The following is a 14,452-nucleotide window of genomic DNA, read 5'->3' on the forward strand; positions in this document are numbered from 1 at the left end:
CGTCGCCCGGCCCTGGACAGGGGCCGGGCGGCCCATGCGGCCCATGCGGCCTGGCCAGGCTCGACGGACCGAAGCCGTGGGCCGGGCTCTCCACGGGCCCGGTCCACGATGCGACCGCGGTCAGCCGTGCGGGACCACCGAGACCGGGCACCGGGCGTGGTGGATAACCGCATGGGCGACCGATTCCGGTGGTCAGCCGCGGCCGAACAGCCTCCAGAAGCCCAGGCCGAGCTTTCGCTTCCCTCTCGCGCAGTCGCAGCGGTTGAACTTGGGCACTCCGGCCAGCACCTGGTCGACGTGCTGGCCGCATCCGGCATAGGTGATCTTGTTGCAGGTGCTGCAGGTGACCGGTCGGCACATCGTGAGGTTTCCTCTCAGGCGGTGGGCGGCCCGCGGTCGGGCCCGTCTCAATATACCCCGTAGGGTATTTTCGAAAGGGGGTCGACCCTCAGGGCCCGATTGCGACCCGCAGCACTCCAAAATTGGCCACGGTGCGGCCAGTGCACAGTGCGACGCCCAAAGCTGCCGGGTCGGCCTGCAAGCCGGTCGTCACCTTGCGGTATTCGCCCGGACGGGCGATGTCGAGTCGCTGCGTCCAGGGTGCCTTGCTGTGATTGGGCGGGGGCGCCCGATCGGGTGTCCGCTGAGGAGGTTGAGATGACCGTCTACCCGATACGTGCTCTGATCTCCCGTACGTTGGCCGTGAGCGTCGCGATGTGTGCCGTCGCCACCGCCACCGCGTCCGCCGCTACGGCTGGCGGGACCGCGACCCCGGCTGTGCTGCAACAGACGCGCACCAACCTCGAGCAGTCCATGCGGGGCGAGGCGTTCGCCAACGCCTCCTACACGCTCTTCGCCGCCCAGGCCCAACGCGAGGGCCGCTCGGCCGTGGCCGACCTCTTCCGGGAAACGGCCGGGGTGGAGCTGGGTGAGCACTTCACCGAGGAAGCCTCGCTGAGCGCTCTCGTGGGAAGCAACGAGGCCAACCTGACCGACGCCGTCAACGGCGAGGGGTACGAGTCCACCACCATGTACCCGACGTTCGCCCGCCAGGCCAAGGCGGCCGGCGACACCGCCGCTGCCGACCTCTTCACCGAGATCGCCAAGGACGAGGCAGCCCACCGGGCCGCGTACCAGGCCGCGCTCACCGCAATCCGCACCGGCAAGGGCGCCATCCCGGCACCCCCGGCCGTCAGCCCCGTGACGGTACCGGCCGGGCAGCCCAAGGTCACTTCGGCGCCGACCAAGGCCAACCTCGACACCGCCATGCACGGTGAGGCTCTGGCACACGCCAAGTACGGCCTCTACGCCCAGCGCGCCCAGCAGAGCGGCAACACCGCCCTGGCGCGCCTGTTCACCGCCGTCTCCAACGTGGAGCTGCAGGAGCACCTCTCCGGCGAAGCGGCGCTGGCCGGAACGGTCGGCACCACGAGCCGGAACCTGGCCACGGCCATCACCGGCGAGACCTACGAGTCCAAGACGATGTACCCGACCTTCGCCCGACAGGCCAAGGCCGCCGGCGACACCGCCGCGGCCACCCTCTTCCAGCACAACGCCACCGACGAGGCCGGCCACGCCCAGGCGTTCCAGGCCGCCCGCAAGGGCCTCGGCTGAACCGAACGGTGACCGCCCCCGATACTGGGCGGGTTCCCCGCCGAAAGCCCACCCGGACGGTGTCGGAGAAGTCGGGGGTGGTCGACTCGACCGCCCCCGACTTCTCTGTTCGACCAGTGTGCGAGGGAGAAGTAGTTCCCCTCTTCCTAGGCGAAGTGCAGGCGCAGCACGCTGTGGGGGGCGGACCTCGCCCGACCACTTCCCTCGCGTGGCGCCAATCCCCGCGCGTTCGGACCACTGCACGTGCCGGCGCGCACCCGCCGCGTCAGGCTGGCACCAGATCCTGTTCGGCGGTCGGAAGGGAGCGGCGATGACAGCAGCGCCGACGACGAGCGTCCTCGCGGCGCCCGTCGACCTCAATCACCCGGGCCACTACGTGCACTGGGGCGTGGTTCAGATCTCGGTGGCGAATCTGGCGGTCATCTGCCTGATGGTCCTGGTCTTCGTGGCCGCGCTGCTGCTGCCCTTCCCGCGCGGGCGGCGTGATGGCGAGTAGCTGGACCGGGGCGGTGCGGCGCTACGCCCTGCGGAGGCTGCCGCCGGAGAAGCTCCTCCCGGAGACCCAGCCGGCTTACATGGCGTCATGGATCTACGTCTTCGGTGTGCTCACCGTGTCGGCGCTCGTGGTGGTCCTGGTCTCCGGTGGTGTGCTCGCGCTGATGGGCCCCGCCTGGTGGCACAGCTCGACTGTCGGCAGGTACGTCAACAGCGTCCACCTGTGGAGCGTGGAGCTGTTCATGGCGTTCATGGTGATCCACCTGTGGGGCAAGTTCTTCATGGCCGCCTGGCGCGGGCGACGGGCGCTGACGTGGGCGACCGGCGCGGTCACCTTCCTGGTCTCGATCGGCACCGCGTTCACCGGCTACCTGGTCCAGCAGAACTTCGACTCCCAGTGGATCTCCGGGCAGGCCAAGGACGCGCTCAACGCGGTCGGCATCGGTGCCTGGTTCAACGTCCTCGACTTCGGCCAGATGCTGATGTGGCACATCACCCTGCTCCCGCTCGCGATCGGGCTGCTGACCGCCTGGCACGTCCTGCTGGTGCGCGTGCGCGGCATCGTCCCGCCGATCGGCGCCACCGCGCCCGGGGACGAGCGGTGAAGCCCGCCCAGGTGCCCGGGTCGGACGCCTTCCCCGTCCGCCGCTACGACCTGGTCAAGGAGTTCACGATCGCGTTGGTGATCACGGCCCTGCTCAGCGCGGGGCTGGCCGGTCTGTTCTCCTCCCCGGACGAGACACCGATCACTCTGGCCTCCTGGTCCACCGCTGCGCCGAACGACTTCACCGCGACGGCCGTCGCCGAACTCGCCGGCACCAGCACCTCTGCGCAGTACGGCCCGCCCTACAACCACACCCCGGGCGCCGGCCAGAAGATCGGCCCGGTCAGCCTGCAGCAGGCCGCCGGTGTCCGCATCCCCGTCGACCCGGCCGAGGACTTCGTACTGCAACCCCTGCGCCACTCCGCAGAGCCGCCGGAGGTCACCGCTGCGCTGGCCCAGTGGAACGCCGCGTCCGCCGACCAGCGGCAGTCCTGGAGCTCGACCTACGCGGACGCTCTGAGCAAGGCACCGGACGGCGATCCGGCGAAGGTCGCCCCCGGCGACTACGGCCCGGTACCGGTACTGACCGCCCGCCTGCTGACGCTTGGCCGGGCTGGCTCACTCGACGGCCGGTTACTGGGCCGGGGGCGCTTCTACCAGACCGACTACACCAAGCCGATGCTCTTCCTCGCCGACGGCTCGCACCTGTCGGACCGGGCCACCGAAGAGCACCTGACCGCCAGCCAGTGGGGGATGATGAACGAGACCGGGGACTACCCCGGACAGGCCTGGCTGTGGCTCTACACCTTCTGGTACCAGATCGACCCGTTCACGACCTCGAAGAACGCGGACGCCGAAATCTGGGCCATCATGGCCGTGCTCAGCCTCGCCCTGACCCTGGTGCCGTTCATCCCCGGCATCCGGTCCATCCCCCGCTGGACCAGGGTCTACCGCCTCATCTGGCGCGACTACTACCGCACGCGGCGCTGACTGGCTCAGCCGGCGATCACCACCACCGTTGCCTCCTCCCGACCGGACGGCCTCGTCGGCATGGTCACCAGCGATGCGTCGGCTCGCGGCGCCTGATCAACGGCCGAGTCCAGGGGACGTCCCAGCCTCGGTCTTATAGGTCGCCGGACCGGAGTGTGCGGCACATGATGAAAGCACCACGGCGGGGTGCGTGCGGTGATCGTGCCGAAGACGGCGGAACTCCATGGAGACGACCAGGTCCGGGGTCACCGCGCGTACCCCATTCGTCCAGACCGCGTTGGTCGAAGGTCCCGGCCGGTCACAGCACACGGCTGGGGTGCCGGCGCCGTCCATCCCCGGTCACTGCGCGACGGACACATCGACAACGGGGCAACGGCGACTCCTACGGGTCGAAGGAGTGACCACGATGACCGAGTTCCCTCTCACCCTCACCGAACTGCGACTACTCGCGACCGCGGCCGGCGCCGCGCCCTCGGTGCACAACAGCCAGCCCTGGCGCCTGCGCCCGACCTCCGACCCGTACGGCATGCTGGTGTACTCGGACCCCGAAAGGGCGGTACCCGTCTCGGACCCGGACGGCCGGGCCATGCTCATCTCCGTCGGCGCGGCCGTGTTCAACCTCCGCACCGCGGCCCGCCACCTCGGACGCCAGGCCGCCGTTCGGCTGAGCCCCGAGCCTCCCCGACCGGACCTGGCCGCGATCATCGATCTGTCCGAGCCACTCCCCGCAGGTGGCGAGAACGTCCCGGACCTGTACGACGCGATCGCCCGCCGCCACTCCAGCCGCCAGCCGTTCACCAACCGCGACGTCCCCGAAGCCGTCATCGGTGAGCTGATCGAGGCCGCCGCCGACGAGGGAACGACCCTGGAGGTTCTGGAGGAGGACGGCGCGCGCCGGGTCCTGGCTCTCACCACCGAGGCCGAGCAGCGGATCGCCGAGGATGTCACACGGCAGGCCGAGACCCGAAGCTGGCTTCGCCCGGAGGAGCCCGCCAGCGACGGCATCCCCCTCGAGGCACTCGGCCCGCTGGACCTCGACGCCCGGGTGCCGATGCGCAGCTTCACCGGCCACCCGCCCCGCCCCGCCATGCCGGCCGAAAGGTTCGAAGCCCTACCGCAGGTCGCCGTCATCAAGACACACGGTGACCACCCGATCGATTGGCTGCGCACCGGTCAGGCCATGGAACGGGTCTGGCTGCTGGCGACAACCCACGGGCTTCGCGCCAACATCCTGCACCAGGCGGTCGAATGGCCCGAAACGCGGTGGCGGCTGCGCGATCCGGCCGAGGGCCCCGGCCACGTCCAACTCGTCATGCGGCTCGGCTTCGGACCGCCCGGACACCCCACGCCACGCCGGCCTGTCGAGGAGATCCTCGACCTCAGCGGCCATCAGGTGGATCAGCGCTCAGCGTGACGGAGGAGCGTCCGCGGCGGGCACCTCCCCCGTCCGAGGGGTCGCGGCACAGGGTGATGGTCACCGTCCCTGAACCGCATCCTTTTCGGTATCGCCTCCTTCGACCCGCTCTGCAGTGGTGTGCGGGTGCGCATGCGACCGCGAACTGGCCGGTGGCGTGTGCCCCGACTCTCAGGCGGATTCGTCCAACTCGGTGGAGAGTCTGGCCAGGGCGTCCAGGCGGCGTTGGAGGCTGGGGTGGGTGGAGAAGAGTGCGGCCAGGGCGGTTCCTTCGGCGAGGGCGGGGGTGAAGAGGAAGGCGTTGAAAGCCTGGGCGGTGCGCAGGTCTCTGGTGGGGATGCGGGCCATCTCGCCGCTGACCTTGACCAGGGCGGAGGCCAGCGCGGAAGGGTGGCCGGTGAGTTGGGCGGCGGAGCGGTCGGCGGCCAGTTCCCGGTAGCGGGACAGCGCCCTGATCAGCAGGAAGCTCAGCGCATACACGGCCGCCGAGACGGTCAGCACCCCGAGAACGAGTATGGCCGTGTTCTGATCGCGTCGGCCACGGCCGCCGAACAGCCCGGAGTAGAAGGCGAAGCGCATCAGCAGTCCTGCGAGCACGCCGAGGAACGAGGCGATGGTGATGACGGCGACGTCCCTGTGGGCGATGTGTGAGAGCTCATGCGCGAGGACCCCGTCGAGTTCCTCGCCGTCCAAGCGGCGCAGCAGCCCCGCGGTGACGCACAGGGCGGCGTGGTCGGCGCTGCGCCCGGTGGCGAAGGCGTTGGGCAGGTCCGTCATCGCGACGGCCACGCGGGGTTTGGGCATGTCGGCGAGCGCGCAGAGGCGGTCCACGGTCCCGTGCAGGTGTGGTTGTTCGTCTTCGGTGACCTCGCGGGCGTGCATGGCGAACAGGGCGAGCCTGTCGGAGAACCAGTACTGGGCGGCCAGCATGCCTGCGGCGATGACCGCGACCGGTGCCGCGGATTTCAGCAGGGCGATCAGCGCGGTGACGAACACCACATACAGCAGCCCGAGCAGGAACAGCACGGTCAGCATCCGGGCCGTCAGCTGCCGGTCGGGCACGAAGCGGGAGCGCATGGATCTCACCCGTTCAGCCTGGGGTCGGGTGCCCGTCCGCCGTTGGTGCCCGGCCGCTTGCGAAGGGTTCGGACGGTCACGGTTCGGTCTCCTTGCCGGGTGCCCCGTGGACGGTGGTCTCCGGCGCGGAACGGGCTTCGAGGGTTGCCGGTGCCGCAGTGGGGATTTGGGTTTTCATCGCTGTGAGTTGGGCCTCGACGTCGCCGCCTGCGGTGATCGCGTCGAGCTGGGACTGCAGGTCGTCGTGGGCGATGGGCGAGGTGGCGTCCTCGAGGGCACCGGAAGCCATCAGTTCGTCCAACGCTCCCGCGCGGGCCTGGAGTTGTTCGGTCCTGTCCTGTGCGCGCTGGATGGCCGTGCCGATGTCGCCCATCTCCTCGGAGATGCCGGTGACCGCCTCGCGGATGTGGGTCTCGGCTTCGGCGGCGGTGTAGGAGGCCTTGATGGTCTCCTTGCGGGTGCGGAAGGCGTCGACCTTGGCTTGCAGCCGCTGCGCGGCGAGGGTCAGTTTCTCCTCTTCGGCCTGGATCGAGGCCTCCTGTCCTTGCAGGTCGTGGTCCTGGGCCAGTACGGCGGTGCGGCGGGTCAGTGCCTCGCGGGCCAGGTCCTCCCGGCCGGCGGCGAGTGCCTGTTCTGCCTGGCTCTGCAGTTTGGCGGCCGACTGCTTCAGCTGCTCCCGTTGGAGCTCGACGCGCTTGCGGCTCGTGGCGACGTCCGCCACCCCGCGGCGAACCGTCTGGAGCAGTTCCACCTGGCGCTGGTAGGAGTAGTCGAGGACCTCCCTCGGGTCCTCGGCGCGGTCGAGCACCTTCCCCACCTTGATCTTGAACAGTGCCGCGATGCGACGGATGAGGCTCATTCCTGGTCACGTCCTTCCCGGGCAGCGACACCGCCCCGCTCGGAACGGTGGCCGGACGGACCGCCAGGCGCATCATCCTTCTGCCGTACGGGCCAGATCCGCTGCTCATCATGCCCGGGCCCATGTCGCCGACGACGAGGCTCACCCGGAGGCGGAGGCAGGGTGGGCCGGTGACTGCGGTGGGTGCTCGTGACGTAGTGGACGAGCGCGACGATCCCTGCGATCGCCAAGGCCCGGAACAACACCATCATCACGGCCATCGGGAGCCAGCCGCCCTCGTACCACATCATGACGATCACCTTCCCGGCGGGCGTGCGTACCTGGCTTCAGCATGCGCCGATGGGCCTCGCCCAGCAGGCCGGGAAGGACTGCGTACCGGATACGACAACGGCCACCGGCTGATGTGACTGCAGTGGAAGTTCGGCACAAGTCACGCCGGATCCGGTGATGCCGCGGAGTAGTGCGCCGTCAACGTCATCGAGCCAGGGCAGCACTCCACTCGACCGGCGAGGTTTCCGGACATGCCTACGGTGGGGGCACTCAGGCTCCGGAATGGATGGAGTCGGTTCTGCGTCCACCAGTCGCGTTCTTGGCTGAGGAGGTACCGCCCTCCGTCTGTCGTCGACCCAGGCGGAGCCGCGACCACGACCGATCGCATGCCCTAGGCCGTCACCAGCCTTACCCTGATCGAGTGGTCTTACCGCGAACTCGGCACTCAAGCCGACGCGCGCCGCAGGGGTTACGTGCACGGCATGCGTCCCTGATCCGACGAATTGCGCACCGGTCGCAGAAATCTCTCTGAATGGTTCATAGGCGCGTCGGCGCCCACCATTCGCACCGGATTGATGACGACCGGTTCAATTCGTTGACGGCGCCCGAACGCCGGTAACGCTTTTGCGGGAGGTCTTTCTTGCTCAGAACGACATTCCATCGGCAGCACGGGTGGTCTCCCAAGCACCTGGTACCGCAGCGCATCCTGGCAGGCCTTACCAGCGCGGCTGTGGTCGGCGCCGGTTCGCTGATGACGGGCGGACCGTTCACGACAACCTCGCCGGCTGCTGTTGCAAGTACGCCATGCGGCCCCTCGCCCACGGTGACGCCGTTCATCGATAATGTGCAGCAGCCACCGGTTGCCGCCCCAGACGGGAACGACCACTACACGCTCACAGTGGACGTGCATGACACCCATAGATTCAGCAGCAAGTGGGGGCCGACCAAGACGCTGGGCTACAGCGCGGCCAATGCCACCGTGGACTACCTCGGACCAACCATCGTCACCCGGGAGGACCGCCCCATCAAGGTGCGGGTCGTCAACAACCTGCCCGCAGCGGGCACACCTGTCTTTCCCTTCGACCAGCCCAACAACAACACCATCACCACACACCGCCACGGCGGTCTCCAGGCCGTGGAAAGCGACGGCGTCCCTGCACCCAACGGGGTAGAAGTCCCACCAGGTGGGTCGCAGACGAATCACTATCCGAACGACCAGGCTGCGGCGCCGTTGTGGTACCACGACCACGCCGATGCGATGGACTCGTACCACGTCTACGAGGGCTTGGCGGGGCTGGCGCCCAACACCGATAAGCGTGAGCCGTCGTTCGGGCTGCCTCGGGGCGATTTCGCCAAATCCTACGTGCTCCAGGACAAGTCGTTCAACGCCGACTATTCGCTGTGCTACACGCACACCGACCCGGAATTCTTCGGCGACCTCCCGGTGATCAACGGGACCATCGCGCCCAAGCAGGACGTGGAGCCGAGGCGCTACACCTTCACCCTGGTCAACGGCTCCGACGCCCGCTTCTACCACCTGAGTCTCCAACAGGCCGCCGGATCCCCATCGGCCGCCCCGGCGATGACCGTCGTCGGCAATGACGAGGGCTACCTGCGGCATCCCGCGCCGGTCAGCGATCTGCTCATCGCACCCGGAGAGCGCTACAGGGTGGTCGTCGACTTCACCGGCCACCACTCGCAGAACTGGGTGCTGGCTAACGACGCCCCCGCGCCCTACCCGGGGCCGAACTCAGCGCCGCTGGTTCCTCAGCTGATGCGATTCGACGTGGGCCCCGATGTGACGTCTCCGGACCATTCATGCGTACCAAAGGAAATCCGTGAGACCAACAACTCCGAGCCACTCGATCACAAGCTGAAGACTGCCCGTCTCCGAACGGTTCAGGCCGGCGAGAACACGCCTGGTGTGCCCCAGCTCGGGCACAAGAACCAGTTGCTCAACTATTTCGACCAGCCCACCGAGACGCCTCAGCTCAACTCCACGGAAGTCTGGGCCATGCGCAACCACAGCCCGGACGCGCATCCCTTCCATGAACACATCGTCGAACTCCGACTGGTCGGACGATGGCACGTCGGGCAGTTCGATGCCAACGGCAGGCCCGTACCTGGCACTATCGGACCCTTCGAACCGGCAAACGCCTATGAGTCCGGACCCAAGGACACCTTTGTGTCCCCTCCGAACCACATCACCGCCTGGGTCGGCACGTACACCATCCCGGGAACCTCGGTCTGGCACTGCCACATCCTCTCCCATGAGGACGGCGCCTCGACAGGGGGTGCCATCGAGATGATGCGCCCCCTGGTCGTCGGCTCCACGCCGCAACACCAGCTGCCCCCGGTATCCACGCTGAAACGACTCGACCGCCTGGTGCGCCAGCCGTAGCCACTGGTACAGACGACCCCCGACCGGGCCTCGGCCTGTGTCGTCAATAGCCCGGGTGCGACCCCGTAGTTGAGGCTGCAGGGCTGCACCCGGGCTTTGCTCCCTGCGCGCGCTCACGCCGGCCCGCTCTTGTCGTGGGCCGCCCTGCCGGACGGCGGTCCTCGGCTTCCAGCACAGCGCCCCCAGGGGGGAATGGACCGGCCGAGCCCGGGGATGGGGCCGACCGGCCCTTTCGGGTGCAGGTCGCCAGGGTTCTCCTGGAAGCAACGGGGAGACCTCGAACGGAGGAACGCGAGAAGCGGGTGCCCCCTCACCGCCCCACCGTGTCGTAAGCCGCCCGGCCGGTCGATGCGGGCCCCGATCGGGTCGGAGAGTGAGGGCCGGCAGGCCCCCGCTCCGTCTGCAGCTGCAGTCGCCGCTCTGTGGATCTCCGGCCACCTGCCGCCGTACTGACTGCTGGGAGTAGCAATGCGCCGTGTGATCTGGTTCACCGACCTGGGCCGCGAGGACGTCAGCCTGGTCGGAGGCAAAAACGCCTCGCTCGGCGAGCTGATCACTCGACTCGGCCCGGCAGGCGTACGGGTGCCCGACGGCTTCGCCACCACCGCCGAGGCCTATCGCGAGTTCCTCGACACTCCGGGTCTGCGGGAGAGGATCGCGACGCAGCTTGACCGGCTGCATGAGGGCGAGCCGCTTGCCGAGGTCGGCTCCGCGATACGCGCCGCCGTCCTGTCCGCTCCCCTGCCGCAGGCGCTGGAGCGCGAGCTGGGTGAGGCGTACGAGCGGCTCGGCGGGAACGTCTGGCGGACCGACCCCGATGTCGCCGTGCGCTCCAGCGCCACGGCCGAGGATCTGCCGCAGGCGAGCTTCGCCGGGCAGCAGGAGACCTTCCTCAACGTCCGGGGCCGCGACGCGCTGTTGGATGCCTGTCGGCGCTGCTACGCCTCGTTGTTCACCGACCGGGCGATCGACTACCGGCAGCGGATGGGCTTCGGCCAGCTCTCGGTCGCGCTGTCGGTCGGGGTGCAGCTGATGGTCCGTTCGGATCTGGGCGGGGCCGGGGTGGTGTTCACCCTGGACACCGAGACCGGCTTCCCCGAGGTGGTGCTGATCAGCGCGGCCTGGGGGCTGGGCGAAACGGTGGTCAGCGGACAGGTCGATCCCGACGAGTACGTGGTCTTCAAGCCGCTGCTCAAGGACCCGTTGCTGAACCCGGTGCTGCAGGCCTCGGTCGGTCCCAAGCGCCGCAAGGCGGTGTACGCCGAGCAGGGCCTCACCCGCACGGTGGACACCACGCCCGAGGAGCGGTCGCGCCTGGTGCTGAACGGCACGGAGATCCGGACGCTCGCGCAGTGGGCCGTGGCCGTCGAGGAACACTACGGGTGCCCGATGGACATCGAATGGGCCAAGGACGGCCCGCGCGGTGAGCTGTTCGTCGTCCAGGCCCGCCCCGAGACGGTGCAGTCCCGGCGGCGCGGCGCGGTGCTGCGACGCTACCGGCTGACCGGCACCGGTGAGCGGCTGGTCGACGGGATCGCGGTGGGCGAGGCGGTCGGGGTGGGCCCGGTGTGCGCGCTGGCCGACCCGGTCGACCTGGAGCGTTTCCCGGCCGGAGCGGTGCTGGTCACGGCGATCACCGACCCGGACTGGGAGCCGCTGATGAAGCGTGCCTCGGCGATCGTCACCGACCACGGGGGCCGTACCTCGCACGCGGCGATCGTCAGTCGTGAACTCGGCGTACCCGCCGTGGTGGGCACCGGCCGCGCCACCACCGTGCTCACGGACTGGCAACAAGTGACGGTCTCCTGCGCGGAGGGCGCCGAGGGCCATGTCTACGCCGGGCAGGTCGACTTCGAGGAGTCGGAAACCGACCTCGGCTCACTGCCGAAGACCCGGACCCGGGTGATGCTCAACCTCGCCGACCCGGCCGCCGCCTTCCGCTGGTGGCGGCTCCCGGCGGACGGCGTGGGCCTGGCTCGGATGGAGTTCATCGTGGCCCACCAGGTCCGGGTCCACCCGATGGCACTGGTGCACCCCGAACGGCTCTCCCCCGAGGACCGCCGCCAGGTCGACGCCCTCACCGAGGGCTACCGCGACCGGACCGACTACTTCGTCGACCGCCTCGCACAGGGAGTCGCCCTGATCGCCGCCTCCCGCTGGCCGGACCCGGTGATCGTCCGGACCAGCGACTTCAAGACCAACGAGTACGCCCGGCTCGTCGGTGGTACACCCTTCGAACCGGTCGAGGCCAATCCGATGATCGGTTGGCGCGGCGCCAGCCGCTACTACGACGATCGCTACCGCGAGGGCTTCGCGCTCGAATGCCAGGCGCTGCGCAAGGTCCGCGACGAACTCGGGCTCACCAACGTCGTCGTGATGATCCCCTTCTGCCGCACACCGCAGGAGGGCGACCGCGTGCTCTCCGAGATGGCCGCCAACGAACTGGCGCGCGGCCGGAACGGTCTACTGGTCTACGTGATGGCCGAAATCCCGTCCAACGTCCTGCTCGCCGAGCAGTTCTCGATGCGCTTCGACGGCTTCTCGATCGGCAGCAACGACCTCACCCAGCTCACCCTCGGCGTGGACCGCGATTCCGACCTGCTCGCCCACCTCTTCGACGAGACCGACCACGCCGTCACCCGCTCGATCGAAAGCCTGATCGCCACCGCCCACGCGGCCGGCCGCCCGGTCGGCCTGTGTGGCCAACGCCCCAGCAACGACCCCGGGTTCACCCGCTTCCTGGTCCAGGCCGGCATCGACTCGGTCTCGGTCACCCCGGACAGCTTCGCCACCGTCAAGCAGCACGTCGCCGCCGCCGAGCGGTCCTGAGCTGCGGAGGGATCCATGGAGATCATCGCGTACGGCGTCCTGGCCGACGAGCGGCCACTGCTGGAGGCGGCCTTCGACGAAGCGTTCTCCGTCAGCTGCCGGCTGCGGTGCCTGGATCTGGACCTCGATCGCGATACCGCGCCCACGGCGGCCGGCTCCGAAATCGTCCTCAGCAGTGTGAACGACACCCTCGACGCCGAGGTCCTGCGGCAACTCGCCGACGGCGGAACCCGGATGATCGCCCAGCGTTCGACCGGCTACAACAACGTCGACCTGCGCACAGCGGGCCGGCTGGGCCTGACGGTGGCCCGGGTGTCGTACTACTCGCCGTACGCCGTCGCCGAGTTCGCGTGGGCGCTCGCGCTCGCCGTGAACCGCCGGATCGTCCGCGCCACCGTCCGGGCCCGCGAGTTCGACTTCCGCCTCGACGGACTGCTGGGTCGCGACTTCCACGGCCGCACGGTCGGCGTGCTGGGCACCGGCAAGATCGGTACCGCCTTCACGCGGATCGCCCACGGCTTCGGGATGCGACTGCTGGGCTGCGACGTGGCCGGGAACCCCGAGTGCCTGGGACTCGGGATGACCTACGCCGACCGGGAGAGGATCTTCTCCGAGGCCGATCTGATCAGTCTGCACCTGCCGCTCCTCCCGGAAACCCGTCACATCGTGGACGCAGCCGCGCTCGACCTCATGAAGGACGACGCCATCCTCATCAACTCCAGCCGCGGCGGCCTGATCGACACCGACGCACTGGTGGCGACCCTGCGTGCGGGCAGGCTCGACGGTGTCGGCCTCGACGTTTACGAGGAGGAGGCCGGGCTCTTCCATCTCGACAAGTCGCTGGAGGTGATGACGGACGACACGCTCGCCCGCCTGATGACCTTCCGCAACGTCGTGATCACCTCGCACCAGGCGTACTTCACCCGGGACGCATTGGACCAGATCATCGCCGCGACCGTGGCGAACGTGCGGGACCACCTGACGGGCCGAACCGGCGACAACACCCTTGTCGCGCCTCTGACGAGCGGCCCGGTGATGACAACGTGACCGAGGTCGTCGAGCACCTCACCGCGGTGTGAGCGGTGAGGACGCAGGGCCGGCGCACTCATGGGGAGCCGATCGTGGTCGGGTTCGAGGATCACCCGCTGTGGCGGTCGGCGCCGTGGCGCCGTCCCTGGCGTCGGTGCTTTCCGGCGCGGCCGTGCTCGCGCTCGGAGCTGCCGCCTACGGTCTGCGCAAGGCGTTCAACCGAAACCCCAGCCAGGCGCATTGACAGCTCAAATGGTGCCGATGCGTCGGCCGGTGATCCGCTCCGGCGGGATGCGGACCCACAGCGGACGGTTCCCGCCGGCCCACGGCTGTGTACCGGGCAGCCGGGCAAGGCGCTCAATGGTGTCGGCGTCATCGACGTGCTGTGCCATGCCGACGATGAGCACACTCCAGCCCTGGCTCAGGCGATCGTCGATGTGGTCCACCTGGAAGGACACCGAGGCGCCGGCCGCGGCGGCGGCTGCGCCCCGGGGATCGGTGCGGTAGACGACCGTTCGGGCGTCGATCACATAGTTGACGGGGAAGACCTCCGGGCCCGGTTCGCAGGGCAGGGCGATCCGGCCGATGCCGTGGGCGCCGAGCTTCTCCCAGCACTCGGGCTCGGTGAGGCGGAACAGGGCAGGACGCGGGGCTGCCCCGGGCTGCCCGGGCGGGGCGTCGCTCCGCCCTTCGAGCAGCTCCTGGTACGTCATGTGCAGAGCTGCGGCGATGCGGAGGAAGCCGCCGGGGTCGAACTCGGGCCCCGCGTCGGCCAGATGCCAGAGGTAGCGGGTGGACATGGCGGCCTGCTTCGCCAACTCCTGCTCATTCATGCCGAGTTGTGCACGCCGCTCGGCAATGCGCTGGGCGATGAGGCCCGGCTCGGCCGACTGTGCAGCCGCGTCCATGGACTGGGCGTTCTCGCTCACG

13 protein-coding genes are annotated in these 14,452 nt (G+C 69.2%); 9 read left to right on the forward strand and 4 right to left on the reverse strand.

Going from position 1 to position 14,452, the window contains the following annotated elements; translation table 11 throughout:
• Positions 1-192: 192 nt before the first annotated feature.
• Positions 193-360: a hypothetical protein gene (locus ACZ5ON_RS17190; RefSeq protein WP_465592495.1), complete on the reverse strand. Its 168-nt coding sequence runs from the start codon at positions 358-360 to the stop codon at positions 193-195.
• 297 nt (positions 361-657) lie between these two features.
• Here ACZ5ON_RS17190 and ACZ5ON_RS17195 point away from each other — a divergent pair, with 297 nt between their 5' ends.
• The 5 genes from ACZ5ON_RS17195 (at position 658) to ACZ5ON_RS17215 (ending at position 5,057) form a co-directional block, all read left to right on the forward strand.
• A complete protein-coding gene (locus ACZ5ON_RS17195) occupies positions 658-1,614 on the forward strand; it encodes a ferritin family protein (RefSeq protein WP_465592498.1) in 957 nt (318 codons plus the stop codon).
• Between the two features lie 310 nt (positions 1,615-1,924).
• Entirely contained in the window at positions 1,925-2,110 is a 186-nt protein-coding gene (locus tag ACZ5ON_RS17200; protein ID WP_465592501.1) for a hypothetical protein, read from the forward strand.
• The gene (locus ACZ5ON_RS17205; RefSeq protein WP_465592504.1) at positions 2,100-2,714 is read left to right on the forward strand and encodes a cytochrome b N-terminal domain-containing protein; all 615 of its coding nucleotides are present in this window, start codon (positions 2,100-2,102) and stop codon (positions 2,712-2,714) included. The genes ACZ5ON_RS17200 and ACZ5ON_RS17205 overlap by 11 nt, the downstream gene beginning before the upstream one ends.
• Positions 2,711-3,643, forward strand: coding sequence for a hypothetical protein (locus ACZ5ON_RS17210; protein ID WP_465592507.1), 933 nt, complete (start codon positions 2,711-2,713; stop codon positions 3,641-3,643). Before ACZ5ON_RS17205 ends, ACZ5ON_RS17210 begins: the two co-directional genes overlap by 4 nt.
• 406 nt (positions 3,644-4,049) lie before the next feature.
• Positions 4,050-5,057 (forward strand): Acg family FMN-binding oxidoreductase, encoded by a 1,008-nt coding sequence (locus tag ACZ5ON_RS17215; RefSeq protein ID WP_465592510.1) that lies wholly within the window; start codon positions 4,050-4,052, stop codon positions 5,055-5,057.
• Between the two features lie 171 nt (positions 5,058-5,228).
• Here ACZ5ON_RS17215 and htpX read toward each other — a convergent pair whose 3' ends face one another.
• Together htpX and ACZ5ON_RS17225 are read right to left on the reverse strand one after the other, a co-directional pair.
• A complete protein-coding gene (gene htpX / locus ACZ5ON_RS17220; protein WP_465592513.1) occupies positions 5,229-6,134 on the reverse strand; it encodes a zinc metalloprotease HtpX in 906 nt (301 codons plus the stop codon).
• Positions 6,135-6,210: 76 nt separating this feature from the next.
• Positions 6,211-6,993, reverse strand: coding sequence for a PspA/IM30 family protein (locus tag ACZ5ON_RS17225; RefSeq protein ID WP_465592516.1), 783 nt, complete (start codon positions 6,991-6,993; stop codon positions 6,211-6,213).
• A gap of 910 nt (positions 6,994-7,903) precedes the next feature.
• Here ACZ5ON_RS17225 and ACZ5ON_RS17230 point away from each other — a divergent pair.
• The 4 genes from ACZ5ON_RS17230 to ACZ5ON_RS17245 all read left to right on the forward strand — a co-directional run bounded on the left by ACZ5ON_RS17230 (position 7,904) and on the right by ACZ5ON_RS17245 (position 13,766).
• The gene (locus ACZ5ON_RS17230) at positions 7,904-9,664 is read left to right on the forward strand and encodes a multicopper oxidase family protein (protein WP_465592519.1); all 1,761 of its coding nucleotides are present in this window, start codon (positions 7,904-7,906) and stop codon (positions 9,662-9,664) included.
• Positions 9,665-10,132: 468 nt separating this feature from the next.
• A complete protein-coding gene (ppsA, locus tag ACZ5ON_RS17235; RefSeq protein WP_465592522.1) occupies positions 10,133-12,493 on the forward strand; it encodes a phosphoenolpyruvate synthase in 2,361 nt (786 codons plus the stop codon).
• Between the two features lie 15 nt (positions 12,494-12,508).
• Positions 12,509-13,540 (forward strand): 2-hydroxyacid dehydrogenase, encoded by a 1,032-nt coding sequence (locus ACZ5ON_RS17240; protein WP_465592525.1) that lies wholly within the window; start codon positions 12,509-12,511, stop codon positions 13,538-13,540.
• A gap of 100 nt (positions 13,541-13,640) precedes the next feature.
• A complete protein-coding gene (locus tag ACZ5ON_RS17245; RefSeq protein ID WP_465592528.1) occupies positions 13,641-13,766 on the forward strand; it encodes a hypothetical protein in 126 nt (41 codons plus the stop codon).
• Between the two features lie 4 nt (positions 13,767-13,770).
• On the opposite strand, the gene ACZ5ON_RS17250 is transcribed toward ACZ5ON_RS17245, so the two are convergent.
• A complete protein-coding gene (locus ACZ5ON_RS17250) occupies positions 13,771-14,451 on the reverse strand; it encodes a helix-turn-helix domain-containing protein (RefSeq protein WP_465592531.1) in 681 nt (226 codons plus the stop codon).
• Position 14,452 lies beyond the last annotated feature (1 nt).

It is taken from the genome of Kitasatospora sp. NPDC032150 (assembly GCF_055579945.1).

Excerpts from the sequence above, each read along its gene's own strand:
- ACZ5ON_RS17190 (WP_465592495.1), bottom strand. The coding sequence starts at position 360 with ATGTGCCGACCGGTCACCTGCAGCACCTGCAACAAGATCACCTATGCC.
- ACZ5ON_RS17195 (WP_465592498.1), top strand. The coding sequence starts at position 658 with ATGACCGTCTACCCGATACGTGCTCTGATCTCCCGTACGTTGGCCGTG.
- ACZ5ON_RS17200 (WP_465592501.1), top strand. The coding sequence starts at position 1,925 with ATGACAGCAGCGCCGACGACGAGCGTCCTCGCGGCGCCCGTCGACCTC.
- ACZ5ON_RS17205 (WP_465592504.1), top strand. The coding sequence starts at position 2,100 with ATGGCGAGTAGCTGGACCGGGGCGGTGCGGCGCTACGCCCTGCGGAGG.
- ACZ5ON_RS17215 (WP_465592510.1), top strand. The coding sequence starts at position 4,050 with ATGACCGAGTTCCCTCTCACCCTCACCGAACTGCGACTACTCGCGACC.
- htpX (WP_465592513.1), bottom strand. The coding sequence starts at position 6,134 with ATGCGCTCCCGCTTCGTGCCCGACCGGCAGCTGACGGCCCGGATGCTG.
- ACZ5ON_RS17225 (WP_465592516.1), bottom strand. The coding sequence starts at position 6,993 with ATGAGCCTCATCCGTCGCATCGCGGCACTGTTCAAGATCAAGGTGGGG.
- ppsA (WP_465592522.1), top strand. The coding sequence starts at position 10,133 with ATGCGCCGTGTGATCTGGTTCACCGACCTGGGCCGCGAGGACGTCAGC.
- ACZ5ON_RS17240 (WP_465592525.1), top strand. The coding sequence starts at position 12,509 with ATGGAGATCATCGCGTACGGCGTCCTGGCCGACGAGCGGCCACTGCTG.